Here is a 25,060-nt window from a genome sequence, read left to right on the forward strand (position 1 = left end):
GAGGACCGCCATGGAATACACGCTGCTGAAAGGCATCGACAGCCCGGCCGACCTGCGCCGCCTGCCGCGCACCGAGTTGCGCAAGCTGGCCGACGAGGTGCGCGCCTTCGTGCTGGAGAGCGTCTCCAAGACTGGCGGCCATCTCGGCTCCAACCTGGGCACCGTCGAGCTGACCGTGGCCCTGCACTACGTCTTCAACACGCCGGATGACCGGCTGGTGTGGGACGTGGGCCACCAGACCTATCCGCACAAGGTGCTGACCGGCCGGCGCGACCGCATGCCGGGCCTGCGCCAGATTGGCGGCATCAGCGGCTTCCCGCGCCGCGACGAGAGCGATTACGACACCTTCGGCACCGGCCATTCGTCGACCAGCATCTCGGCCGCTCATGGCATGGCCATGGCGTTCAAGCTCAAGGGCGAGAACAACAAGGCCGTGGCCATCATCGGCGACGGCTCGATGACGGCCGGCATGGCCTTCGAGGCGCTGAACAACGCCGGCGTGGCCCATGGCGGCCTGATGGGCGACCTGCTCGTCATCCTGAACGACAACGACATGTCCATCAGCCCGCCGGTCGGCGCGCTGAACAAATACCTGGCGCGGCTGATGAGCGGCAGCTTCTACGCCGCGGCCCGCGAGAGTGCCAAGAGCGTGCTGAAGAACACGCCGCTCTACGAGTTCGCGCGCAAGTTCGAGGAGCACACCAAGGGCATGGTCGTGCCGGGCACCATCTTCGAGGAGTTCGGCTTCAACTACGTCGGCCCCATCGACGGCCACGACCTGGACTCGTTGATCCCGACGCTGGAGAACCTGCGCGAGAAGAAGGGCCCGCAGTTCCTGCACATCGTCACCAAGAAGGGCGCCGGCTACAAGCTGGCCGAGGCCGACCCGGTCAAGTACCACGCGGCCTCCGGCAAGTTCGACCCCGCCGTGGGCTTCGTCAAGCCGGCCACGCCGCCCAAGACGACCTTCACGCAGGTGTTCGGCGACTGGCTGTGCGACATGGCCGAGGCCGACCCGCGCCTGGTGGGCATCACGCCCGCGATGCGCGAGGGCTCGGGCATGGTCGAGTTCCACAAGCGCTTCCCGCAGCGCTATCACGACGTCGGCATTGCCGAGCAGCACTCGGTCACCTTCGCCGCCGGCCTGGCCTGCGAGGGCATCAAGCCCGTCGTCGCGATCTACTCGACCTTCCTGCAGCGCGCCTACGACCAGCTGGTCCACGACGTGGCCATCCAGAACCTGCCCGTGCTGTTCGCGCTGGACCGCGCCGGCCTGGTGGGGGCCGACGGCGCCACGCATGCCGGCAACTACGACATCGCCTACACGCGCTGCATCCCCAACATGGCCGTGCTGACGCCGGCCGACGAGGACGAATGCCGCCAGGCGCTGTACACCGGCTTCATGCACAACGGCCCGGTGACGGTGCGCTATCCGCGCGGCGCCGGTGCCGGTGTCGTGCCGGTCAAGCAGATGACGGCCCAGGCCTGGGGCAAGGGCGAGGTGCGCCGCCAGGGCCACCGCGTGGCCATCCTGGCGTTCGGCACGCTGCTCTATCCAGCCCTGGAAGTGGCTGAGCGCCTGGATGCCACGGTGGCCAATATGCGTTTCGTGAAGCCGCTCGATGCCGAGTTGGTGGCGGAGCTGGCGCGCACGCATGACGCCCTCGTCACCGTCGAGGACGGCTGCGTCATGGGCGGTGCCGGCAGCGCCGTCGTCGAGGCGCTGAACGCCGCCGGCCTGAGCGTGCCCGTGCTGCAACTCGGCCTGCCCGACGAGTTCGTCGAGCATGGCGATCCGGTCAAGCTGATGAGCCTGTGCGGCCTGGATGCCGCCGGCATCGAAGCCAGCATCGTCAAGCGCTTTGGCGAGAAGCCGACGGTCGTGCGCGCCGCAGTGCGCTGAGCAAGGCATCGACCAGCGGCTGTGCCGGACGGTGCAATGGGATCAGCGCGCTGACGCGGTAGGGAATCGAGACGGTCAGCGGCCGTACGACCAAGTCTGACCCGGCGCAAGCCACCGCTGTCAGCGGATTGACGATGGCCAGGCCAAGGCCCGCCCGCACCAGTTCGCAGACGGCCACGGCGCTGTGCGTCTGCACTCGCAGGCGACGCTTCACGCCCGCGGCATCGAAGCGCGCGTCGATCTCACGCCGGTAGGGATCGTCCTCGGCCAGGCTGATGAAATGCTGGCCTTCAAAGTCCTTCAGGCTGAGCCGCTTGCGCGATGCAAGCGCATGGGCGGCCGGCAGCACGGCCACTTCGTCAGCCGCCAGCACCGGCTCGACACGCACGCCGGGCAGAGGCGTCGCCTGCTCGGCCAGGCCCAGGTCGAAGCGCTGCTCGCTGATCCAGGCGTCCAGCAACGGCGGCTCGGCGGGTGTGATGGACACGCGGGCGGACGGGTTGGTGGCCAGCAGTTGCTGCAGGGCGGCCGGCAACAGCGCGTGACTGAGCGCAGGCAGGCTCAGCAGGCTCAGCTCCGCGTCTTCGGAGCGGCCCAGCGCCTCGGCGCGCTCGATGACGCGGCCCAGACCCTGGAAGCTGCGCTCCACCTCGTCGAACAGCGCCCGCGCCCGTGCCGTGGCCTTGAGCCGACCGCGCTCGCGCTCGAACAGGGCATAGCCCAGCAGATGCTCCAGCCGGGCGAGGTCGCGGCTCAGGGTCGGCTGCGAGGTGTGCAGCAGCGCGGCGGCGCCGGTGACGCTACCGGCCGTCATGACGGCGCGGAAGACTTCGATGTGGCGGTGCTGGATATCCATATCAGGAATGAATTGTCGCAGCACAAATTTCAATTTGATTGAATGGGCGTGGCGGCGCATGCTGTGAGCCATGACCAAGCCCCTGCCCGTCGCCCTGAACCCCGCCCGCCTCTCCGCCCTGGCTGCCGCACATGGCACGCCGCTGTGGGTCTACGACGCCGCCACCATCCGCGATCGCGCCGCCTCGCTGAAGCGCTTTGACGTCGTTCGCTTTGCGCAGAAGGCCTGTTCCAACATCCACGTCCTGAAGCTGCTGCGCGAGGCGGGCGTCAAGGTCGACTCGGTGTCGCGCGGCGAAATCCTGCGTGCGCTGGCTGCGGGCTATGAGGCAGGCGGCGATGAGATCGTCTTCACGGCCGACCTGCTGGACCACGCCACGCTGGCCACCGTCGTCGAGCACCGCATCCCCGTCAACGCCGGTTCCATCGACATGCTGGACCAGCTCGGCCAGGCCTCCCCCGGCCACCCGGTCTGGCTGCGCATCAACCCCGGCTTCGGCCATGGCCACAGCCACAAGACCAACACCGGCGGCGAGCACAGCAAGCATGGCATCTGGCACGAAGACCTGGGCATGGCGCTGGCCGCCATCCGCCGCCATGGGCTCAAGCTGGTCGGCCTGCATATGCACATCGGCTCGGGCGTGGACTATGAGCACCTGGCCCAGGTCGGCCAGGCCATGGTCGGTCTGGTGCGCGAGACCGTGGCGGCCGGCCATGACCTGCACGCCATCTCGGCCGGCGGCGGCCTGTCGATCCCCTACCGCGACGGCGATGCGCGCATCGACGTGGCGCATTACTTCGGCCTCTGGGACGCCGCCCGCCGCGAGGCCGAGGGCCTGGTCGGCCACGCGCTGAAGCTGGAGATCGAACCCGGCCGCTACCTCGTTGCCGAGAGCGCCGTGCTGCTGGCCGAGGTGAGGGCGGTCAAGAACTCCGGCGCCAACCGCTTCGTGCTGGTGGACGCCGGTTTCAACGAGCTGATGCGCCCGGCCATGTATGGGGCCTTCCATGCGATGAGCGTCATCGGCGCCGGCGGCCCCGAGCAGCCGACGGTGGTGGCCGGCCCGCTGTGCGAGTCGGGCGATGTGTTCACGCAAGGCCCGGGCGGCGAGGTGCTGACGCGCGACCTGGCGCCTGCGGCGGTGGGCGACCTGCTCGTCATCCACGACGCCGGCGCCTACGGTGCCTCCATGTCCAGCAACTACAACAGCCGCCCGCTGGCGGCCGAGGCGCTTGTCGACGGCGAAACCAGCCGCCTGATCCGCCGCCGCCAGACGGTGGAAGAACTGCTGGCGCTGGAAGCCTGAAGGAGGTCTGACAATCCGGGCATTGAACGCCCCGGATTGCTCATGCCCATTCCCCGCCCGCCCGTCCAGGGCCGCAAGGTCCGCTTCGCGCTGATCGGCTGCGGCCGCATCGCCCAGAACCACATCGAGGCCGTCAAGCAGCATGCCGAGCGTGCCGAGTTGGTGGCGGTCTGCGATGTCGACCCCGCCACCCTGGCTGCCGCCGTGGCCAAGACGGGCGCGCGCGGTTTCGCGTCGCAGGGCGAGCTGCTGGCTGCGCAGCACGAGATCGGCGCCGACTGCGTCGTGCTGACCACCCCGAGCGGCCTGCATCCGCGCCAAGCCATCGAGGCGGCCCAGGCCGGCCTGCACGTGATGACCGAGAAGCCCATGGCCACGCGCTGGCAGGACGGCCTGGCCATGGTCAAGGCCTGCGACGACGCCGGCGTGCGCCTCTTCGTCGTCAAGCAGAACCGCCGCAACCCGACGCTGCAGCTGCTCAAGCGCGCCGTCGCCGAAGGCCGCTTCGGGCGCCTGTACAACGTTGCCGTCAATGTCTTCTGGACCCGGCCCCAGGCCTATTACGACAGCGCCGAGTGGCGCGGCACCTGGGAGTTCGATGGCGGCGCCTTCATGAACCAGGCCAGCCACTACATCGACCTGCTGGACTGGATCTGCGGCCCGGTCGAGAGCGTGATGGCCTACACCGGCACGCTGGCCCGCAACATCGAAGTCGAGGACAGCGGCGTGGCGGCGCTGAAGTGGCGCAATGGCGCCATGGGCACCGTCAACGTCAGCATGCTGACCTATCCGAGGAACCTCGAGGGCTCGATCACCCTGCTCGGCGAGAAGGGTTCGGTGCGCGTCGGCGGCCTCGCGGTCAACGAGATCCAGCATTGGGAATTCGACGCGCCGCACGAGATGGACGCGTTGACGAAAGACGCCAGCTACCAGACCACGTCCGTCTACGGCTTCGGCCACCCGCTGTACTACGACAACGTCATCCAGACGCTGCGTGGCGAGGCCCATGCCGAGACCGACGGCCGCGAGGGCCTGAAGTCCCTGGAGCTGCTGATTGCCCTCTACATGAGCGCCCGCGATGGCCGCCGCGTCAACCTGCCGCTGAGCTACTGATGGCCACCACCGTCCACCCCTCGGCAATCGTCGATGCCGGCGCCCAGCTCGGCGAGGACTGCCGCGTCTGGCACTTCGTGCACATCAGCGCCGGCGCGCGCATCGGCGCGAGGTGCTCCTTCGGCCAGAACGTCTACGTCGGCAACGACGTGGCCATCGGCAACAACGTCAAGATCCAGAACAATGTGTCGGTCTACGACGCGGTCACGCTGGAGGACGACGTCTTCTGCGGCCCCAGCATGGTGTTCACCAATGTCTACAACCCGCGTTCGGCGGTCACGCGCAAGGACGAATACCGCCGCACGCTCGTGAAGCAGGGCGCGACGCTGGGCGCCAACAGCACCATCGTCTGCGGCACCACCGTTGGCCGCCACGCCTTCATCGGCGCCGGCGCCGTCATCAACCGTGACGTGCCCGATTTCGCGCTGATGGTGGGCGTGCCCGCCAGGCAGATCGGCTGGATGAGCCGCTACGGCGAAAGGCTGGAACTGCCCGTCGCGAGCGAGCAGCCCATCGAGGCCGTCTGCCCCCACACCGGCGACCGCTACCGCCTCAGCCGTCACCAACTCGAGTTGATCTGAATGGACTTCATCGACCTCAAGAGCCAGTACGCGGCTCTGCGCGACAACATCAATGCCCGCATCCAGAAGGTGCTGGACCATGGCCAGTACATCCTCGGCCCCGAGGTCAAGGAGATGGAGGCTGCACTCGTCGCCTACACCGGTGCCAGGCATTGCATCAGCGTGGCCAGCGGCACCGAGGCGCTGTTGATCTGCCTGATGGCCCTGGACCTGCAGCCCGGCGACGAAGTCATCACCAGCCCCTTCACCTTTGCCGCGACGGCCGAGATGATCGTGCTGGCTGGCGGCGTGCCGGTCTTCGTCGACATCGAGGCGGACACGGCCAATATCGACGCGACGCTTATCGAGGCTGCCATCACGGCCAAGACCAAGGCCATCATGCCGGTCAGCCTGTACGGCCAGGTGGCCGACATGGACGCCATCAATGTCATCGCCGCGAAGCATGGCCTCGCCGTCATCGAGGACGCCGCGCAGAGCTTCGGCGCCACGTATTGGGGAGCCCCCACGCCGACGAGTACGTCGGCTGCCCCCCGGGGGGGGGCGCCCGCCTTGGGACGGCCCGGCGGCGGGCCGGGCAAGAAGAGCTGCAACCTCTCCACCTTCGGCTGCACCAGCTTCTTTCCCAGCAAGCCGCTGGGCTGCTATGGCGACGGCGGCGCCATCTTCACCAGCGACGACAAGCTTGCCCAGGCCTGCCGTGAGATCCGCACCCACGGCCAGAGCCAGCGCTATCTGCACACGCGGCTGGGTGTCGGCGGCCGCATGGACACGCTGCAATGCGCCGTCGTGCTGGGCAAGCTGGACCGCTTCGAATGGGAGATCCGCCGCAGGCTTGAGCTCGGCGACGCCTACCGGCGCAAGTTGCAGGCGGCCGTCCCGGGCCTGCAACTGCTGGCGGTCAGGGGTGACCGCGATTGCGTGTGGGCGCAGTACACCGTCTTCGTGGACGACCGCGAAGCCCTGCAGGCCAGGCTGAAGGGCGCCGGCGTCCCGACCGCGGTGCACTACCCCCGGCCGCTGCATCACCAGCCCGCCTATGCCAAATACGCCAAGGCCGAAGACTGCCCGCACAGCATCGCCGCGGCGCAGCGCGTCATGAGCTTGCCCATGAGCGCAGACCTGACCGAGGCGCAGCAGGACGAGATCGTCAGCGCCTTGGCTGCTGCCATCGCTTGATGTAGTTAGACCAAAGTCCGGTCATCATCCGGACATGAAACTCGTTCCGATTCAGCAGGTTGCCGGCCATATCAAGGCCGGGGCGCCGCTGCCCTTCGGCGTCCGTGATGCCGAAGGGAAGTTGCTGCTGGCCAAGGGCCAGCCGGTGCCCAACGAGCAGATGCGCGAGGCGCTGCTGAACCGCGGCGTCTTCGTCGACATGGAAGAGTTGCGCGATCCGTCCAAGCGCGGCCATGACGACGGCACGGGCGGCGAGGACTTCTTTGCCCGCTGGGAGACGCTGCAGACGCGGCTGTCCGTGCTGCTGCGCGCGCCACAGGAGACACTCTTCCTGCCGCGAGTCAAGGAATGCGCCGCCCAGCTCATAGGCTGGGCCGAGCGCTTCCCGGACCAACTGCTCTTCGTCGTGATTCAGCATGATCACAGTCGTCACGAGGTGTACGGTCTGGCCCATCTGCTGCACACGGCGGCGGTTGCCGCACTGTTGGCGAGGCGCCTGGCCTGGACGCCCGAGCGCCAGAAGAGTCTGGTCGGCGCCGCATTGACGATGAACCTGTCCATCATCGACCTGCAGGGCCGGCTGGCCTCGCGGGGCGGCAAGCTGGCGCCGCCCCAGCGCGCCGCCATCGATCGCCACCCCGACGAGGCCGTCGCCTGGCTGCGCAATGCCGGCCTGGACGATGCCGAATGGCTGGCCGCGGTGGCCCAGCACCACGAGCAACCCGGTGGCGGCGGCTATCCGCAGGGCCTGGCCGAGCCGGACGAGACGGCGCAACTGCTGCGTCTCGTCGACATCTTCCTGGCCAAGCTCGCCAGCCGGGGAGGGCGGGCCGGGCTGCCGGCGCCGCAGGCGGCCAAATCGCTTTACACCGGCAGCAACGGCCACCCCTTTGCGGCGCTGCTGGTCAAGGAAGTCGGCATGTTCCCGCCCGGCACCCTGGTCAAGCTGGCCAGCGGCGAGGTCGCCGTGGCGGTGCGCCGCGGTACATCGGGCAACACTCCCATCGTCAGCGCCGTGATGAATCGTCATGGGGATGCTCTAGGCTCTCCCGTCAGGCGCGACACGGCGATGCCGGAGCATGCGATCACGGGTCTGGCGACGGCGCAGGCCCTGCGCGTCAAGCTCAGTCCCCACCAGCTCTACGACCGCCGCTACGAAGCCTGAGCGCCTCTGCGAGGCGCCTGTCATAGGCTGGATCAATGACGGCGATTTGATAAATGTTTTCTACTGAAAACGTGTTGCCGATATAGTTATGCCTATCCCATCAACCCAGCCCCCACTGGAGCTTTTCTCAAATGTCCCTGATCAACACCCAAGTCCAGCCCTTCAAGACCGAAGCCTTCCACAACGGCAAGTTCATCACCGTTAGCGACGAATCCCTGAAGGGCAAGTGGTCCGTGCTGATCTTCATGCCGGCCGCCTTCACCTTCAACTGCCCGACCGAAGTCGAAGACGCGGCCGACAGCTACGCCGAGTTCCAGAAGATGGGCGCCGAGGTCTACATCGTCACGACCGACACGCACTTCTCGCACAAGGTCTGGCACGAGACCTCGCCGGCCGTCGGCAAGGCCAAGTTCCCGCTGGTGGGCGACCCGACCCACACGCTGACCAATGCCTTCGGCGTGCACATCCCCGAAGAAGGCCTGGCGCTGCGCGGCACCTTCGTCATCAACCCGGACGGCGTCATCAAGACCGCCGAGATCCACTCCAACGAGATCGCCCGTGACGTGTCGGAAACGCTGCGCAAGCTGAAGGCCGCCCAGTACACCGCCGCCCATCCTGGCCAGGTCTGCCCGGCCAAGTGGAAGGAAGGCGCTGCCACGATCGCCCCGTCCCTGGACCTGGTCGGCAAAATCTGATGACCTTGCGGGTTGGACCTTGCTGCGTAGCGGCAAGCTCCGACCCCAACTGATCCAGATGACTAGCTTGGGGAGCCCGGGAGGGCTCCTTCCCTCCGCAGAGCCTCACAGGTTCTGCTGAAAGGGCCTCCAACGCGGGGACCCTTTCAGCAGTGGCCCGCCTCGCCACGCCTCACTGAAAGGATGACCCCACCATGTTGGACGCCGCACTGAAGACCCAGCTCCAGGGCTACCTGGACCACGTCAAGCTCCCCTTCGAAATCATTGCCACGCTGGACAACTCCAAGTCCAGCGACGAGATGCGCGAACTGCTCGAAGAGATCGCCGGCATGAACGACAAGATCTCGTTCCGCGCCGATGGTGTCGACACCCGCACCCCGTCCTTCCTGCTGCGCCGCACCGGCACCGAGCAATCGCTGCGCTTCGCCGCCATCCCGCTCGGCCATGAGTTCACGTCCCTCGTGCTGGCACTGCTGTGGACCGGCGGCCATCCGCCCAAGGTCGAGCAGGCGCAGATCGACGCCGTCAAGGCGCTGGACAGGGATCTCGACTTCGAGATCTACATGAGCCTGACCTGCCACAACTGCCCCGACGTCGTGCAGGCGCTGGCGCTGATGTCCATCGTCAATCCGCGCATCCGCACCACCGTCATCGACGGCGGCCTGTTCCAGAGCGAGGTCGAGGCGCGCGAGATCATGGCCGTGCCCAGCGTCTATCTCAACGGCGAGCACTTCGTCTCCGGCCGCGTGAGCCTGGAGGAGATCGTCGCCAAGCTCGACACCGGCGCTGCCGCGCGTGACGCGAAGAAGCTGGATTCAGAAGAGCCCTACGACATGCTCATCATCGGCGGCGGCCCTGCCGGCGCTGCGGCGGCCGTCTACGCGGCCCGCAAGGGCATCCGCACCGGCGTGGCGGCCGAGCGCTTCGGCGGCCAGGTCAACGACACGCTGGGCATCGAGAACTACATCTCGGTCTCCGTCACCGACGGCCCCAAGTTCGCCGCCGCGCTGGAAGGCCACGTCAAGGACTACCAGGTCGACATCCACAACCTGCAGCGCGCCGAGAAACTGACGCCGGCCGCTCAGCCCGGCGGTTTCGTCGAGGTGGAACTGGCCAACGGCGCCAAGCTCAAGGGCAAGACCGTCATCCTGTCCACCGGCGCGCGCTGGCGCAACGTCGGCGTGCCCGGCGAAGCCGAGTACAAGAACAAAGGCGTGGCCTACTGCCCGCACTGCGACGGCCCGCTGTTCAAGGGCAAGCCGGTGGCCGTCATCGGTGGCGGCAACTCGGGCGTCGAGGCGGCCATCGACCTGGCCGGCATCGTCAAGCACGTGACGCTGGTCGAGTTCGGTGCCGAGTTGCGCGCCGACGCGGTGCTGGTCAAGAAGCTGCAGAGCCTGCCCAACGTCACCATCATCGTCAACGCGCAGACGACCGAGTTCACCGGCACCAACGGCAAGCTCGACGGCCTGAACTACACGGACCGCATCAGTGGCGAAGGCAAGCGTGTCGAGGTGGAAGGTTGCTTCGTGCAGATCGGCCTGGTGCCCAACACCGAATGGCTGCGCGGCACGCTGGAGCTCAGCAAGCACGGCGAGATCATCGTGGACGCCAAGGGCGCCACTTCGCTGCCCGGCGTGTTCGCCGCCGGCGACGTGACGACCGTGCCCTTCAAGCAGATCATCATCGCCGCCGGTGATGGTGCAAAGGCGGCCTTGGGCGCCTTCGACTTCCTGATGCGGAGCTAGGCCGGCTTGACGGTCAGGACGCGGCGGGTCTGCCACAGACCCTCCGCGCTGTAGACCGCCAACGCAGCCCAGATGCATCCGAAGGCGATCAGCCGCGTCCCGTCCATCGGCTCCTTGAACAGGAAGACGCCGAGCAGGAACTGCAGCGACGGCGACACGTACTGCACGATGCCCAGCGTGGCCAGTGGCAGGCGCCGCGCGCCGGCCGCGAACAGCAGCAGGCTGCCGGCCGTGACCGGCCCGGTGCCGATCAGCCAGGCCCAGTCCACCGCCGTCTGGCCGGCCATGCTGCCGTCCTGCGACCACCAGATCAACCCAACCGCCGCCAGTGGCGCGAGGATCAGCGTTTCCAGCGTCAGCCCCTCGATGGCGCCCAGGGCCGCCGTCTTGCGCATCAGGCCATAGAGGCCGAAGCTGACCGCCAGCACCAGGGCCACCCAGGGCAGCTTGCCGCCGGCCACCGTCAGCCACAGCACGCCGAAGGCCGCCAGGCCCACGGCCAGCCACTGGATGGGCCGCGGCCGCTCGTGCAGCACCGCAAAGCCCAGCGCCACATTGACCAGCGGGTTGATGAAGTAGCCCAGGCTGGCGTCGATGACATGGCCGTTGCCCACGGCCCAGACATAGGTCAGCCAGTTGATGGCGATCAGCGTGGCCGACAGTGCAAAGCGCCGCCAGGTCGCCGCGCTGACCTGCTTCAGCCAGGAGAGATTGCGCGTCACCAGCAGCACGACGGCCACGAAGGCCAGTGACCACAGCGTGCGGTGGGCGACGATCTGCAGCGCGGGGATGGCAGCGATCTGGCGGAAATAGAGCGGGAACAACCCCCAGCTCAGATAGGCGCCGAGGGCGAAGAGGACACCGGAATTCATCGGCCGCATTCTGTCCGTGCGGGTAAGCCCGGGGATATTTGAGGGATACGAGGTCGTCGAATTCGATGGACGTCGTTCGTCGTGCATCCATGGCCCTTGTCGAATTCACTCCCCAGTTGAGGCGCTTCGTCGATGCGCCGTCCTGCCAGTGCGAGGCATCCACGCTGGGCGAAGCCCTGCATGCCGCCTTTGCCGAGCAGCCGCGGCTGCGGGGCTACATCCTCGACGAGCAGGGCCATCTGCGCGTCAACGTGGTCGTCTTCATCGACGGCAAACGGGCGCGCGACCTGCGCGGCCTGAGCGACCCGCTGCGGTCGGACAGTCGCATCCATGTCCTGCAAGCTTTATCCGGAGGTTGAACCATGACTGACCGCGCCTGGGCCGCGACCCGCAAAGGCCTTTTCGAGTTGCGCCGCCGTGCGGGCGCCTGGCATATCGAGAACCTCAGCTTCGTGGCCGACCCGGTCACCATGCTGTTGCCGCCCGACGCCTCGGGCTTCATGCTGGCCGGCCTCAACCTGGGCCACTTCGGAGCCAAGCTGCAGGCCAGCGACGACGCCGGCAAGACCTGGCGCGAGGTGGCGGCGCCGAGTTTCCCGACCCAACCGGAGGGCTCGGAAGGTCCGGCCTGGAAGCTGGAGCAGGTGTTCTCGCTGGAGCGCTCAGGGGACGCCATCTGGTGCGGCAGCATCCCCGGCGGCCTCTTCGTCAGCCGCGACCGCGGCGAGAGCTGGCAGCTCAGCGAGGCGCTGTGGCAGGACCCGCGCCGCCTGCAGTGGATGGGCGGCGGCAATCCGGCGCCGGCCCTGCATTCCATCTGCCCCCATCCTTCAAACGCCGACGAACTGCTGGTCGGCGTCTCCTGCGGCGGCGCCTGGCGCACCACCGATGGCGGCGACAGCTGGGGCCTGCGCGCCAAGGGCATGCGGGCCGACTTCATGCCCCCCGAACTGGCCGGCGACGAGAACTCGCAGGACCCGCACCTGATCGCCCGCTGCCGCGCCGAGCCCGATGTGCTCTGGTGCCAGCACCACTGCGGCATCTTTCGCAGCAGCGACAACGGCGCGACCTGGGAAGAGCTGCAGGCCCAGCCATCGAGCTTCGGGTTTGCTGTCGCCGCGCACCCGGCCGACCCGCAGACCGCCTGGTTCGTGCCGGCCGTCAAGGACGAGCGTCGTATCCCCGTCGACGGCGCCTTGTGCGTGACCCGTACCCGCGATGGCGGCAAGAGCTTCGACGTGCTCCGCACCGGCCTGCCGCAGCAGCACTGCTACGACCTGATCTTCCGCCACGGCCTGGCGGTGGACGACGCCGGCGAGCAGCTGATGATGGGCTCGACCACCGGCGGCCTGTGGGCCAGCGGCGATGCCGGCGACAGCTGGCAGGCCGTGTCGGCCCACCTGCCGCCGGTCTACGCGGTCAAGTTCGGCTGAAATGTTGACCCCTCGTCCGTTCTCGCCCCGCTGAACGCGGGCGAGCCCAGCCGGTCCCCCGAGGGGACGCAGATGCTTGCGGCATCGAGCCGCAAGCGTCGCCAGGCGGGCCGGCTCGGGAGCGGCCCAGCGCTCGGCCCGAAATACGCACCCCGACGTCAAGCCCGACTGAGCCTCTTCTTGATGGCGGCCAGTTCGGCCGCATCCAGCGTGGGTTCGGGATAGCTCATCTTCAGCGCCTTCAGCGTGTCGCCTATGACCTGCGAGACGATGAGACGCGCATTGCGCTTGTCGTCCGCCGGCACCACATGCCAGGGCGCCTCTTCGCTGCTCGTGGCGCCCAGCATGTCGCCATAGGCCTGCATGTATTTGGGCCACAGCTCGCGCTCGGCCATGTCGTCTGACGTGAACTTCCAGTTCTTGGCCGGGTCGTCCAGCCGCGCGAGGAAACGCTGGCGCTGCTCCTCCTTGGACAGGTGCAGGAAGAACTTCAGCACCCGCGTGCCGTTGCGGTGCAGATGCTGTTCGAGGTTGTTGATGGAGGCATAGCGCTCCGGCCAGATCGCCGGCGCGCGCGCCGTGTCCTTGGGCAGCAGTTGCGCCTTCAGGATCTCCGGGTGCACGCGCACGATCAGCACCTCCTCGTARTAGGAGCGGTTGAAGATGCCGATGCGSCCGCGCTCSGGCAGGCATTGCGTCGTGCGCCACAGGAAATCGTGGTCCAGCTCCAGCGCGCTGGGGTGCTTGAAGCTGAACACCTGGCAGCCCTGCGGGTTCACGCCCGACATCACATGCTTGATGACGCCGTCCTTGCCCGCCGCGTCCATGGCCTGGAAGATCAGCAGCAGCGAGTAGCGGTTGTGGGCGTAGAGCAGGTTTTGCAGCTCGCTCAAGCGCTCGACCTGGGCGCCCAGCTGCTGCTCGTAGTCGCGTTTGTCGCTGTACAGCGGGTCCACGCGGGTCGCCCAGTGCTTGAGCTTGATCTTCTGATCGGGCAGGACGCGATAGGCCTCGGTGTCGATCGTCATGGTGGGGTTTCCTGCAAGCTGGCGGGTGCCCAGACTAACGTCCCCCGCCGCGAGTCGGTGTCAGACTTCGCCCCTCCGTCACTCCGCTGTCGTCGACGATGCTGCTGCGCGCCTCCTTCCTCCTGCTGCTGGGCCTGACCGGTTCAGTCGTCCAAGCCGCCGACGAAGACAGCAAGCCGCCGGCCTACGAGCCGCGTGAGCACTACACCAAGTACGAGTACCGCGTGCCGGTGCGCGATGGCAAGAAGCTCTTCACCGCCGTCTATGTCCCCAAGGACCAGAGCCGCCGCTACCCACTGCTGATGGTGCGCACGCCCTATGGCTGCGGCCCCTATGGCGTGGACCGCGATGGCGTCAAGGGCCTGGCGCCCAACGAGGACTTCCTGAAGGCCGGCTACATCTTCGTCTGCCAGGACGTGCGGGGCCGCAACCTGTCCGAGGGCCACTTCATCGAGATGACGCCGCACCAGCCCGCCAAGACGCTGAGGTCGGAATTCGACGAGAGCTCGGACACTCACGACAGCGTGCAATGGCTGCTCGACCATGTGCCTGGCCACAACGGCCGCGTCGGCCTTTGGGGCATTTCCTACCCGGGCTACTATGCCGCGGCCTCGGTCATCGACTCGCATCCGGCCATCAAGGCGGCCTCGCCGCAGGCGCCCATCGGCGACCTCTTCAAGGGCGACGACAGCTACCACGGCGGCGCCTTCATGCTGGCCGCCAACTTCGGCTTCTACACAGGGTTCAAGCCCCAGGATGCCCCGGTGCCGCCGCCCAAGCATTGGCCGCAGTTCGACTGGGGCACGCTGGACGGCTACGACTTCTTCCTGCAGCACGGCAACCTCGACGCGCTGTCGCGCCGCCTGGCCAGGGACGGCGGCCCCAACCCCTACTTCGACGTGCAGCTGGAGCATGACCGCTACGACGAGTTCTGGACCTCGCGCGCCATCCTGCCGCATCTGAAGAACATCCGCGCCGCCATGCTGACGGTGGGCGGGTGGTTCGACGCCGAGGATCTGGCCGGCCCGTTCGCGACCTTCCGCGCCATCGCCAGGCAGAGCCCGGCGACCGACAACCGCCTCGTCATAGGCCCCTGGGTGCATGGCGGCTGGGTCGGCGCGCCGGGCCGCCAACTGGGCCGTGTGCAGTTCCGCCAGGCCACCGCCGAGCAGTTCCAGAAGGACGTGCTGCTGCCCTTCTTCGAGCAGCATCTGCGTGAGGTCGCGCCCAAGGCGCCGATTGCCAAGGCCACCGTCTTCGAGACCGGCACCAATGTCTGGCGCCGCTACGACGCCTGGCCGCCCCAGCAGGCCAAGGCCCGCACCCTCTACTTCGCGGCCGGCGGCAAGCTCAGCTTCACGCCGCCGGCGGCCACGCAGCCCGAGTTCGACAGCTGGGTCAGCGACCCAACGAAGCCGGTGCCCTACGTCGGCTACGCGACGCTCGGCGTGCCGCAGGAATACATGGTCAGCGACCAGCGCTTCGCGGCCACCCGGCCCGACGTGCTGACCTTCAGCAGCGAGGTGCTGGAGGATGACGTCACCGTCGTCGGCCCCATCGTCGCGCGGCTGTTCGCATCGACGTCGGGCAGCGACGCCGACTGGGTCGTCAAGCTCATCGACGTCTACCCCGCCGAACTGGAGGACGAGGCCGCGAAGAAGCGCAAGGCGCGCACCGAGGACGTCGAGCCGCCGGAAAGCCCCCTCGGCGGCTACCAGCAACTCGTGCGCGGCGACCCATTGCGCGGCCGCTTCCGCAAGAGCTTCGAGGCCCCCGAGGCCATGGTGCCGGACCGGGTCGAGGAGCTGCGCGTCGAGCTGCAGGACATCAACCACAGCTTCCGCCGCGGCCACCGCATCATGGTGCAGCTGCAGAGCAGCTGGTTCCCGCTCATCGACCGCAATCCGCAGACCTTCGTGCCCATCCGCAGCGCCCGGCCCGAGGATTTCCGGGCCGCGACGCAGAAGCTCTACCGCTGGCAGGGCCAGGCTTCGGGGCTGGAACTCAAGGTGCTGGAAGCGCGTTGATGCCGCGGCGCGGGACTATTCTCGGCCGCTGGCGGTCACCGCCCAAGGCCGAGATGTTCCGACGACTGCTGCTTGCGCTGATGCTGTCTGCCCCGCTGCTGGCGCAGGCCGCCTGCACGCGGCCGCTGCGCGTGCCCTTCGAGGACTGGCGACCCTATTCCTTCATGGCCGATGGTCAGCACACCGGCCTGGAGACCGAGCTGCTGGCCGCCGTCGCCAAGGAGGCAGGCTGCCGCATCAGCTATGTGCGTGAGGTGCCCCGCAACCGCCGCCTGCCGATGCTGGTGGCCGGCGAGCTGGACCTGCTGATTGCCGCGACGCCCAGGCCGGGCGACGCCGCCTGGTACACGCGGCCCTACCGCGAGGAAGTCTTTGGCGCCTTCATGCGTGCCGACGAAGCGCGCATGGACGCGCGCTCGCTGGAGGAGTTGTTGCGCGCCAGGCTGCGCCTGGTCACGCATCGCGGCCCGGCCAGCGTGCCCATCATCAACGACTTCAAGGCGCGCGGCCTGCTGACCCTGTTCGAGGAATACGCCAAGGGCGTGCAGCTGATGCAGGCCGGCCATGGCGATGTGCTGCTCGGCGACAGCGTCGCCATCGCCTTTGCCGCACGCGCGGCCGACGTGCCCCTCATCGAGTTGCCCATGCACGTGCTGCGCGACGCCGTCACCTACAAGCTCAGCCGCAAGTCCCTGACCGAGGCCGATCTGCGCGCCTTCAACAAAGCCATCCAGCGGCTGGAGGCGCGCGGCGAGCTGCAGCGCATCCGCAGCCGCTGGCTGGGTGAGCCCCGGCGCTAGCCCTTGGGCTTGAGCCGGCGTGCGAAGGCACCCGTCACCCGCCGGACCAGCCAGCGCGGCGTGCTGCGTCCGGCCAGCGTCGCCGCCAGGTTCAGCACGCCGGGCACGCGGATGACCTCGCCCGCCATGCAGGCCTCGAAGCCCTCGTTGGCCACCGCCTCGGCCGTGCCGATGACGAAGCCGGGCAGGGCGCCGAGCTCGCTGCTGCCGGCCTGGGCCTGGTCCAGCATCGACGTGGCCGTGATGCCGGGGCAGAGCGCCGTGATGGTCACGCCGGTGCCCTGCAGCTCCTCGGACAGCGACTCGGTCAGCGACAGCACATAGGCCTTGGTCGCTGCATAGGTCGCCAGCATCGGGATGGGCTGGAAGGCCGCAATGGACGCGACATTCAGCACCCGGCCCGCGCCCCGCGCGCGCATGGGCGGCAGGAAGTGGGCGAGCATCTCGCTCAAGGAGGTCACGTTCAGGTCGATCAGCTCGCGGTGGCGGCTGGCGCGCATGGCCGTGAACTCGCCATGCTCGAGCACGCCGGCGTTGTTGACGAGCACGTCGATGCGCCGGCGCGAGCGCTTCATGGCAGCGGCCAGGCGTTCGGCGGCACCGGCCTGGCTGAGGTCGGCCGGTACGGCCCAGGCCTTGATGCCGTGCTCCGCCGCCAAGGTTTTCGCCAGGGCCTTGAGCTTGTCCTCGCTGCGCGCCACCAGCACGAGGTCGTGGCCGGCGCGCGCGAAGCGATGCGCCAACGCCTCGCCGATGCCCGAGGACGCGCCGGTGATGAGGGCGATGTCAGCCATGCTGGGGGACGACCAGGATCTTGCCGTCGCGCTCGCCGGTTGCTGCCGCGGCGATGGCCTCCTTGATCTGCTCGACCGGGTAAGTCGCGTGAATGCGCGCCTTCAACTGGCCGGTGGCGATGAGCTTGGTCAGCTCGCCGTACAGCGCCATCTGCGCTTCGCGCGAGGCCACTTTGAACCACTTGGCCAGCCAGAAGCCGCGCAAGGTCAGGTCGTTGAAGACGAAGGACTGCGGTGACACGACGCAGGGCTCGCCGCTCATCAGCCCGTAGTTGACGACGGTGCCGCCCTCGGCAATGCACATGGCCAGCCGGTTGGTCGCCTTGCCGCCGACGGCGTCGATGCCGAGGCGAATCGGCGCGCCCGACACGGCGTCCTTCACGCGCTTGCTGAGGTCGTCGCCGTCCACCAGCACGACGTCGCCACCATCGGCCTTCACGGCCGCCGCCGCGCCCTCGCGCCGCACGATGTTGACGGTGCGCAGGCCGCGCAGCTTGGCGAGCTGGGTCAGATAGCCGCCGACGCCGGAGTTGGCGACGTTCTGGATGACCCAGTCGCCTGGTTGCAGCGTGACGAACTCCGACAGCATCAGCGAGGCCGTGGCCGGGTTGACCGTCAGCATGGACAGCTGCTGTGCGTCGGCCCCTGGCGGCAGCGGCACGAGGCGCTTGGCGTCGGCGACGAGGTGGCTGGCCCAGGTGCCGCTGCCGGCGGGCAGCAGCACGGTCTGGCCTTCCTTCAAGTGACTCACGCCCTCGCCGACGGCCACGACGCGGCCCACGCCCTCGCTGCCGCCCACGGCCGGCAGCGGCGGCAGGATGCCGTAGCCCCCGGTCAGCATCAGTACGTCGGAAGGGTTGATCGGCGCGGCCAGTACGGCCACGACCGCCTGGCCCGCCGTCGGCGCGGGCACGTCGAACGGCACCGCGCCGATGACGTCCTGCGGCACCGGGCCGCGTTGTTCGTAAAGCGACTTGATGCCCTGGATCGTCATGCCGGTCTCCTGTTTTGAATGGAACGGTCGATTCTGATCCCAACCGGATTTGCGCGCTGTCGCGGACGCAACCCCGTGGCTCGGCGGTTAGCCCTGGCCAGGCTCACCCTTATGCTGCGCGCCTCGAACAAGACAACAGGGCAGGGAGAGGGGTATGACCTTCCAGCAAAGGAAGGCCGCAGGCATTGCCGTGGCCGTGGTGACGGCATTGATGACGGCCTGCGGTGGTGGTGGCGGCGGGGGATCGCCAGCGCCAGCACCGGTTCCCGCTCCGGCGCCTGCACCGGCTCCCGCCCCAGCACCTGTGCCGACGGGCATGGTGCCGGCCCCGAGTGCTCTCGGTGCCGTGCTGCAGGAGCAGGCCGCCGTGCTGAGGCCCATGGAGGACGGCGCCCGCTGGCACTATCGCTATCGGGCCTTCCTCGGCAAGGGGCTGGAACTGATGGAAGTGGGGCAAAGAAAGGCCAGCGACGGCGGGCTGGTCGAGGTGATGTCGCAGGAGTTGCCCACGCGGCCGTTGACCGCCGCCGTGAGCGTCAATGCCCAGGGCCATGTCCGCGCCAGCGGCAGCTATCGGCTGACGCCCGCCGCGACGCCCGTCGCCTACGACAGCTTCGAGCTGCGCTCGCCGGTGCGGGTGAACGAGCAGATCGTCGTGCTGGACCAGCGCATCGAGCAGAGCGGCCGCGATGTCGATGGCGACGGCAAGATCGACCCGGCCGATGTGGCCATCTGGCGCACCGTCGTCGGCAATGAGCCGGTCACCCTGACCTGGCTCGCCGAGCCCATGACGGCGGTGCGCGTGGACACGACCACGGTGGTGCGCTTCCAGCCCAGCGGTGGCGGCGCGGCGCAGTCCACGACGACCCAGGTCAGCACCTGGTATGCGCCGCAGGTGGGTATCGTCCGCGAGGCGACGGCTGGCAGCTGCTGCAGCTTCTTGCTGGACAACGATCGCACCTTGGTGGGCTATGCCCACGGCGATGCGGGCATTGGCTACACGCCGATGTTCTTCGCAGAAGACTGGCCAGTGCCCAGCGCGGACTTCGCGGCCACGCTGAAGCTTCCCGCCGGCCTGCTGCTGGCCGAGCCGCGCGGGCTGCGCCTGGTGGACCCCTACGGCCGCCCCATGGCCTTCCATGCCTTCCCCGATGTCAGCCTGCTGGGCCAGACGGGCGGGACCACCTGGGCCATGCGCCGCGTGACCGTCGTCACCGATGGCGTGCGCTACGACCTGCACCGGCTGGCCGCGGACGGCAAGCCCGAGGCCGCGCCCTACAGCAGCTTCGATCCCCTGCAACTCGCTCCGCGCAGCGAGGATAAGCAGACGCCCCGCTTCGCGTGGGCTGAGGGCAGCGGCGTCCTGTGGGCCTATTGGTTTGCCAGCCGCGACGTGAGCGGCACGGGCGTCGGCCAGCGTGTCGCCGTCGTGCGTCGCCACGATGGTCAGGAGTTGGTTGGTGGTGAGATCTGGATTCCGCTGGGCAGCCGAGGCTATGCGGACACGCTGCAGGCGGTGGCGCAGCCTGACGGTCTGCTGCTGAGTTGGCGGGATGGTGTGGACCAGCATGTCGCGCGCGTGGCGCCCGATGGCCGCGTGTCGGCGGCGCCGGTGGTGGATGCCACGACCTTCATGGACGGCTTCACGCTGTTCGATGACGGGACGGGGCCGCACGCCCTTTGGTGGGGCTATACGACGGCGTGCTCCTGCAACCGCACGCATGGGGTGCGCCTGGACAGCAACGGCGCAATGCTCGGGGTGGCATATGACGTGACTTCGCTGCTCAATGCGTCGCTACCCGGCCTCATGGACAGGAGCGGCGGACTGAACGCGCAGCGAATGACCGGCTACAAGGGCAACTGGGTCTATGCGGAGCCGGTGCACGGCGTGGTGTACTTCGATGAGCAGCTCCAGCGCTACCACCTGGACGTTCGCCTGATGAAGGTCGGGAGCGGCTCACCGACCTCTGACATGAAGGCCACCGCGCGCATGCGCATCCCCGACCTGCGTCCGATGACGGCCGCCATCGTCTTTGACAAGCATTCACTGATCCTGACGACCACCGACGGCCTGATGATCCCCGTCGTCATCTGGCACCGCTAGACGGCCAGTCGGGGCCAGGCGCGGCTTCGAGCACCAGCGCCGTGCCGGTGACCGGGTGAATCAACCTGAGCTCGCGCGCATGCAGCCACAACCGCTGCAAGCCGAGGAGGGTTGCGACGGCCCGGTTCAGCGGCCCCTTGCCGTGGGTCGCGTCACCCAGGATGGGGTGGGCGATGTGCTTCAGGTGGCGGCGGATCTGGTGGCGGCGGCCTTGCAGCGGTTCGGCTTCGAGCAGAGCGACGCGAGTCGTCGCGAAGCGCGGGTCGGTGACGAGCGGCCATTCAAGGCGCTGCAGCAGCCGCCAGCGGGTCCGTGCTTCCAGCATGGGCTGCCCCGCCGACGGCAGCTCGGGATCTCGGGCCAGCGGGTGATCGATGAGACCTTCATCGTCGCCCGGCCAGCCGCGCACGAGAGCCAGATAGCGCTTGTCCATCCGCCCTTGCTCGAACATCGCGCCCAGCAGCGACGCGATCTCGGCCGACAGCGCGAACAGCAGCACGCCCGAGGTGCCGCGGTCCAGTCTATGCACCGGCCAGACCGTGCGGCCGAGCTGGTCGCGCAGCAATTGCAGCGCGGCCTCGTCCTCGCCCGCAGCGAGCTGGGTGCGGTGCACGAGCAGGCCCGCCGGCTTGTCGATGGCGACGAGGTGCTCGTCCTGATAAAGCAGGGTCAGAGTCAATTTTTCAGGTCACCATCGACGTAGAGCCACTCGCCGTTCTCGCGCACGAAGCGGCTGACCTCGTGCAGGCGATGCGCGCGGCCGCCGAGCTTGCTGCGCGCCACGAACTCGACCGTGCCATGGTCGGCGTCCTGCATGGCGGCGCGCTTCACGTCGAGGCCCAGCCACTTCAGCCCAGGCTCGGGCGGCTCCAGTTCGGTGGGGCGGGTGCTGGCATGCCAACTGGCGAGCAGATAGTCGCGCAGGTCCAGCACAAAGGCCGAGTAGCGCGAGCGCATCAGCGCCTCGGGCGTGGCGGCGGTCAGGCCACTGCTTGCCGCAAAGGCTTGATGCAAGGGGCCACAGCAGGTGGCGTAGGTGGCAGAGCGACCGCAGGGGCAGGGCATGTCCATGCCCGGCACTCTAGCGCTTGGCTCCTCCCGAGTGGCCGTCCGGAAAGGCCTCGATCAGTCCCGCCAGCGGCAGCGGCCGCCCCAGCAGCCAGCCCTGGCCGAAGCCGCAGCCGCATGCGCTCAGCACTTCAAGCTGTTCCGCACTCTCGATGCCTTCGGCGATGACCTCCAGCTGCAGATGCCGGCCGAGGTCGACGATGGTCTGGGCGATGGCGCGGTCGCGGTCGCCAGTGGGCAGGTCGCGCACGAAGCTGCGGTCGATCTTCAACGAGCTGATGGGCAGGCTTTTCAGCATGGCCAGCGACGAGTGGCCCATGCCGAAGTCGTCCAGCGAGATCTCGAAACCGATGTCGCGCAGCTGATGCATGACGCGTTTCACCTGCTCGGGCTGGCGCATCAGCATGCCTTCGGTCAGCTCCAGCACGACTTGCGAGGGCGGCACCTCGAGTCCGGCCGACATGGCCCTGAGCATCTCGGGCAGGGCGTTGCTGGTGAATTCGGACGCCGCCATGTTGACGTGGATCTTGAGCTTCTCCAGCACGCCCCCTTTCAGCGAGGCGAGGTCGCGCAGCGTCTGGCCCAGCACCCAGCGGCCGATGTCGACGATGAGGTCGCTCTGCTCGGCGATGGGGATGAAGACATCGGGTGGCACCGTCGTGCCGTCGGGCTTGTGCCAGCGCAGCAGCGCCTCCACGCCATGCAGCGCACCCGAGGCGATGTCGACGATGGGCTGGTAGACCAGGCGCAGCTGTTCCGTCTGCAGCGCCTCGTGCAGCTCGGTCTCGATGGCCAGGCGCTGGGCCAGCTTGGCGCGCTGCTGGGCCAGGGTGTCGGGGCTGCTGGTCGAGAACACATTGCTGCCGTTGCGGCCGTTCTGCTTGACGCGGTACATGGCCGCATCGGCGCTGCGCAGCAGCTCCGGGCCGCTCTGGCCGTTCTCGGGGAAGCGGCTGACGCCGATGCTGGCCGACACGGTCAGCGCCACGCCCTCATAGCCGAAGGGGCGGTTGGCCGCGGCGAGCACGGCGTCCACCAGGGTCGCCAGCGCCTCCTCGGCGCCGCTGTCGGGCACCAGGATGGCGAACTCGTCGCCGCCCAGGCGGCCGACGCGGGCCGGCGGCGGCGCCAGCTTGCGCAGCCGTTTTGCGAACTCCTGCAACACCGCATTGCCGGCCTCGTGGCCGAAGGCGTCGTTGATGGGCTTGAAGCGGTCCAGGTCGATGAACATCAGCGCAAAGCGGCGGCCCTGGTGATGGCTCAGCGCGCAATGGCGATTCAGCTGGGCGTAGAAATGGGCGCGGTTGTCCAGCTCGGTCATCTCGTCGACCTGGGCCAGGCGGTGGATGACGGCCTCGGTCTCCAGGCGCTGGGCGGTCTGGGCGATCAAGGCGCCGATGGTGGCCGAGACCTTGGGCAGCTGGGCCTCGGGCTGGCGGGCCAGGCTGCTGTAGAACTCCAGCACGCCGGGGCGGTGGCGCTCGCCGTTCTCCGACACATAGGTGACCGGGAAGACATAGCCCGACCACAAACCGCACATCTGGGCGCTGCCGCGGCGCAGGAAGCGCGGGTCGGTGCTCATGTCCTCCACCCATTCGGCCTGGCCGGTGGCCCAGACACGGCCGACCAGGCCCTCGCCCGGCGCCATCTTCAGCGACGCGCTGACCGCGCTGAACTGCTCCAGCCGCGCGTCGGGTTGGTGCCAGAAGTGGCGGCAATGCAGATGGCTGCCGCCGCCTTCCATATTCCAGTAGGCGCCCCATTCCCAGCCGAGATTGCGGCAGATCAGCTGGATGACGTTGCTGATCGCGTCCTCCAGCGTGTGGGTGCCCACCAGGTACTCGGTCAGCGCATAGCCCAGGCGCTCGCGCACGGCGGCGTGGGTGAGGGCTGTCACGTCCTGCAGCAGGCCATGGCGCCAGCGCGGCCGCGCCGGGTCGGGCGGCAGCGGCGTCACGCGCAGCCAGCGCAGGCCGCGCGCCAGGCCCGCGACGCGGATGTCCAGCGGGCGCTGGGGCTGGGCGCCGGTCCAGAGCTGGATCAGTTCGGGCAGGTCGTCCTCGACGACATGACCGAAGCAGGTGGCCAGGCCGCTGGCCGAACGGCTGGGCATCTCGAGGTATTCGGCCGCCGTGGACGACAGATGGGTGACGCCGGTCTGCGGGTCGTACCACCATTGGCCGAAACCGGCGGCCTGCTCCAGATGCTGAGGGCAGGCGGCGGCGGGCGAGGGGAGATGTCGCGGCGGTCCGAACTGGATAGCCGCGGCCGGCATGCTGACTCCCCGATTGCTGGTCATGGGCGGCACAGCGCAAATCGCATGCCAGGGCGATGCCAGATCCGCAATGTGCAGAACCGCACGACTGTGCGGGTGCGCGCGGTTTGATGGCACCTCAAGCGTGCGGTGGCCCGCACACCCGTGGTGCGGCGCGCCTAGAGGACCAGCTCCCAGCTCTCGCTGATGACATCCTGGCCGAAGCTGTTCAGGGCCTCGCTGTGCACCAGCCGGTAGCCCTCGGCCGTGTAGATGGCGCGGGCGGCGCTCAGTGCGCTCTGCGTCCACAGCTCGATGCGCTTGTAGCCCGCCTCGCGCGCGAAGTCGCTGCATTGGCGCACCAGGCGCTTGCCCAGGCCCAGGCCGCGTGCATGCGGCTCCAGCAGCAGCAGGCGCAGCTTGGCGACGCCGGCGCGCGGCTTGCCGGTGGCCCCATCTTGAGTCTCATTGCGCGCCTGCACCAGCATCACGCAGCCCAGCCGCTCGGCGCCACGTGCAGCGATCCAGCAGGCCTCGCGCCCTGGCTGGAAGCGATCGACGTAGTCGGCGCAGATGCGGGCCACGAGGGCCTCGAAGCGGGTATCCAGCCCATATTCGGCGGCGTAGAAGGCGCCATGCCGCTCGACGATCCAGCCCAGGTCGCCGGGCTGGGGCGCGCGCAACTCCACGGGCGTTGTCGCGTCGGGCTCCAGCATGGCCTGGATGCGCGACATCGAGCCCAGCAGCGCCTGGCGTTGCGGCGTGGACAGCGGCGCCAGCATGGCCTCGGCCTTGGCCGTGCCCGCGCGGTCCAGCGGCACGAAGGCGCGCTTGCCGGCGGCGCTGAGCTTGAGCAGGGTCTGGCGGCCGTCGCTGGGGTGGGACTGGCTCGCCAGCAGGCCGCGGTTCTTCAAGCCGCGCAGCAGGCGGCTCATATAGCCGGCATCCAGTTGCAGGCTCTTGCTCAGCGCGGCCGCGCTGACGGGCGCGTGATGAGCCAGCTCCCACATCAGCCGGGCCTCAGGCAGCGTGAACTCGCTGTCGGGCAGCTTGGGCGCCAACACGCCGATGCGGCCCGTGTAGAAGCGGTTGAAGGCGCGGATGTCCAGGGCTTGGGTCGAGGTGCTCATGAGTGCATCATGG

22 protein-coding genes and 1 pseudogene are annotated in these 25,060 nt (G+C 68.5%); 13 read left to right on the forward strand and 10 right to left on the reverse strand.

Translation table 11 applies throughout. The annotated features are described in order from the left end of the window. The first annotated feature begins 10 nt into the window (after nt 1-10). Nucleotides 11-1,903: a 1-deoxy-D-xylulose-5-phosphate synthase gene (gene dxs / locus AC1DW3_RS05310; protein ID WP_477929291.1), complete on the forward strand. Its 1,893-nt coding sequence runs from the start codon at nt 11-13 to the stop codon at nt 1,901-1,903. Here dxs and AC1DW3_RS05315 read toward each other — a convergent pair. Next, nucleotides 1,854-2,759 (reverse strand): LysR family transcriptional regulator, encoded by a 906-nt coding sequence (locus AC1DW3_RS05315; protein WP_477929293.1) that lies wholly within the window; start codon nt 2,757-2,759, stop codon nt 1,854-1,856. The two genes, dxs and AC1DW3_RS05315, sit on opposite strands and share 50 nt — an antisense overlap. A 70-nt stretch (nt 2,760-2,829) precedes the next feature. Between AC1DW3_RS05315 and lysA the strand changes: the two genes are divergently transcribed. Next, complete coding sequence (gene lysA, locus AC1DW3_RS05320; RefSeq protein ID WP_477929295.1) at nt 2,830-4,065, forward strand: diaminopimelate decarboxylase; 1,236 nt, start codon at nt 2,830-2,832, stop codon at nt 4,063-4,065. A gap of 40 nt (nt 4,066-4,105) precedes the next feature. Here lysA and AC1DW3_RS05325 read toward each other — a convergent pair. Beyond that, nucleotides 4,106-4,159 (reverse strand): annotated as a pseudogene (locus AC1DW3_RS05325) (hypothetical protein); the annotation flags it as partial. A gap of 14 nt (nt 4,160-4,173) precedes the next feature. Between AC1DW3_RS05325 and AC1DW3_RS05330 the strand changes: the two are divergent. From AC1DW3_RS05330 to ahpF, 6 genes are all read left to right on the forward strand, one after another. Beyond that, on the forward strand, nt 4,174-5,178 hold the full coding sequence (locus AC1DW3_RS05330) for a Gfo/Idh/MocA family protein (protein ID WP_477929563.1): 1,005 nt from the start codon (nt 4,174-4,176) through the stop codon (nt 5,176-5,178). After that, on the forward strand, nt 5,178-5,759 hold the full coding sequence (locus tag AC1DW3_RS05335; protein WP_477929297.1) for an acyltransferase: 582 nt from the start codon (nt 5,178-5,180) through the stop codon (nt 5,757-5,759). Before AC1DW3_RS05330 ends, AC1DW3_RS05335 begins: the two co-directional genes overlap by 1 nt. Next, nucleotides 5,760-6,935, forward strand: a complete 1,176-nt coding sequence (locus AC1DW3_RS05340) for a DegT/DnrJ/EryC1/StrS family aminotransferase (protein ID WP_477929299.1) — start codon at nt 5,760-5,762, stop codon at nt 6,933-6,935. It begins immediately after the preceding gene. A 34-nt stretch (nt 6,936-6,969) separates the two neighbouring features. After that, complete coding sequence (locus AC1DW3_RS05345) at nt 6,970-8,100, forward strand: HD domain-containing phosphohydrolase (protein ID WP_477929300.1); 1,131 nt, start codon at nt 6,970-6,972, stop codon at nt 8,098-8,100. Nucleotides 8,101-8,231: 131 nt separating this feature from the next. Next, nucleotides 8,232-8,795, forward strand: coding sequence for an alkyl hydroperoxide reductase subunit C (ahpC, locus tag AC1DW3_RS05350; RefSeq protein WP_477929302.1), 564 nt, complete (start codon nt 8,232-8,234; stop codon nt 8,793-8,795). A gap of 194 nt (nt 8,796-8,989) precedes the next feature. Then, entirely contained in the window at nt 8,990-10,543 is a 1,554-nt protein-coding gene (gene ahpF / locus AC1DW3_RS05355) for an alkyl hydroperoxide reductase subunit F (protein ID WP_477929304.1), read from the forward strand. Here ahpF and rarD read toward each other — a convergent pair. Beyond that, entirely contained in the window at nt 10,540-11,415 is an 876-nt protein-coding gene (rarD, locus tag AC1DW3_RS05360; RefSeq protein WP_477929306.1) for an EamA family transporter RarD, read from the reverse strand. The genes ahpF and rarD overlap by 4 nt on opposite strands. Before the next feature lie 89 nt (nt 11,416-11,504). On the opposite strand from rarD, the gene AC1DW3_RS05365 reads away from it, so the two are divergent. Both AC1DW3_RS05365 and AC1DW3_RS05370 read left to right on the forward strand, forming a co-directional pair. Further along, nucleotides 11,505-11,774, forward strand: coding sequence for a MoaD/ThiS family protein (locus tag AC1DW3_RS05365; RefSeq protein WP_056198526.1), 270 nt, complete (start codon nt 11,505-11,507; stop codon nt 11,772-11,774). A gap of 3 nt (nt 11,775-11,777) precedes the next feature. Beyond that, a complete protein-coding gene (locus AC1DW3_RS05370) occupies nt 11,778-12,848 on the forward strand; it encodes a WD40/YVTN/BNR-like repeat-containing protein (RefSeq protein ID WP_477929309.1) in 1,071 nt (356 codons plus the stop codon). A 158-nt stretch (nt 12,849-13,006) separates the two neighbouring features. Here AC1DW3_RS05370 and AC1DW3_RS05375 read toward each other — a convergent pair whose 3' ends face one another. Further along, nucleotides 13,007-13,876, reverse strand: coding sequence for an ADP-polyphosphate phosphotransferase (locus tag AC1DW3_RS05375; protein WP_477929311.1), 870 nt, complete (start codon nt 13,874-13,876; stop codon nt 13,007-13,009). A 98-nt stretch (nt 13,877-13,974) separates the two neighbouring features. Between AC1DW3_RS05375 and AC1DW3_RS05380 the strand changes: the two genes are divergently transcribed. Continuing rightward, nucleotides 13,975-15,903, forward strand: coding sequence for a CocE/NonD family hydrolase (locus AC1DW3_RS05380; RefSeq protein WP_477929313.1), 1,929 nt, complete (start codon nt 13,975-13,977; stop codon nt 15,901-15,903). A gap of 53 nt (nt 15,904-15,956) precedes the next feature. Continuing rightward, entirely contained in the window at nt 15,957-16,703 is a 747-nt protein-coding gene (locus AC1DW3_RS05385) for a substrate-binding periplasmic protein (RefSeq protein WP_477929315.1), read from the forward strand. Here the strand turns inward: AC1DW3_RS05385 and AC1DW3_RS05390 are convergent. Together AC1DW3_RS05390 and AC1DW3_RS05395 are read right to left on the reverse strand one after the other, a co-directional pair. Further along, entirely contained in the window at nt 16,700-17,497 is a 798-nt protein-coding gene (locus AC1DW3_RS05390) for an SDR family NAD(P)-dependent oxidoreductase (RefSeq protein WP_477929317.1), read from the reverse strand. The two genes, AC1DW3_RS05385 and AC1DW3_RS05390, sit on opposite strands and share 4 nt — an antisense overlap. Then, nucleotides 17,490-18,491 carry a zinc-dependent alcohol dehydrogenase family protein gene (locus AC1DW3_RS05395; RefSeq protein ID WP_477929319.1) on the reverse strand — a complete coding sequence of 334 codons (1,002 nt, stop codon included), beginning with the start codon at nt 18,489-18,491 and terminating at the stop codon, nt 17,490-17,492. The genes AC1DW3_RS05390 and AC1DW3_RS05395 overlap by 8 nt, the downstream gene beginning before the upstream one ends. A 154-nt stretch (nt 18,492-18,645) precedes the next feature. Between AC1DW3_RS05395 and AC1DW3_RS05400 the strand changes: the two genes are divergently transcribed. Further along, nucleotides 18,646-20,595, forward strand: a complete 1,950-nt coding sequence (locus AC1DW3_RS05400; protein WP_477929321.1) for a hypothetical protein — start codon at nt 18,646-18,648, stop codon at nt 20,593-20,595. Here AC1DW3_RS05400 and AC1DW3_RS05405 read toward each other — a convergent pair. From AC1DW3_RS05405 to AC1DW3_RS05420, 4 genes are all read right to left on the reverse strand, one after another. Beyond that, a complete protein-coding gene (locus tag AC1DW3_RS05405) occupies nt 20,579-21,274 on the reverse strand; it encodes a pseudouridine synthase (protein ID WP_477929323.1) in 696 nt (231 codons plus the stop codon). The genes AC1DW3_RS05400 and AC1DW3_RS05405 overlap by 17 nt on opposite strands. Beyond that, on the reverse strand, nt 21,271-21,666 hold the full coding sequence (locus AC1DW3_RS05410) for a YchJ family protein (protein WP_477929325.1): 396 nt from the start codon (nt 21,664-21,666) through the stop codon (nt 21,271-21,273). The genes AC1DW3_RS05405 and AC1DW3_RS05410 overlap by 4 nt, the downstream gene beginning before the upstream one ends. Before the next feature lie 10 nt (nt 21,667-21,676). Next, a complete protein-coding gene (locus AC1DW3_RS05415; protein WP_477929327.1) occupies nt 21,677-23,938 on the reverse strand; it encodes a putative bifunctional diguanylate cyclase/phosphodiesterase in 2,262 nt (753 codons plus the stop codon). Nucleotides 23,939-24,096: 158 nt separating this feature from the next. Next, a complete protein-coding gene (locus AC1DW3_RS05420) occupies nt 24,097-25,047 on the reverse strand; it encodes a bifunctional helix-turn-helix transcriptional regulator/GNAT family N-acetyltransferase (protein WP_477929330.1) in 951 nt (316 codons plus the stop codon). Nucleotides 25,048-25,060: the final 13 nt, after the last annotated feature.

The organism is Roseateles sp. P2_H4, from assembly GCF_056403315.1.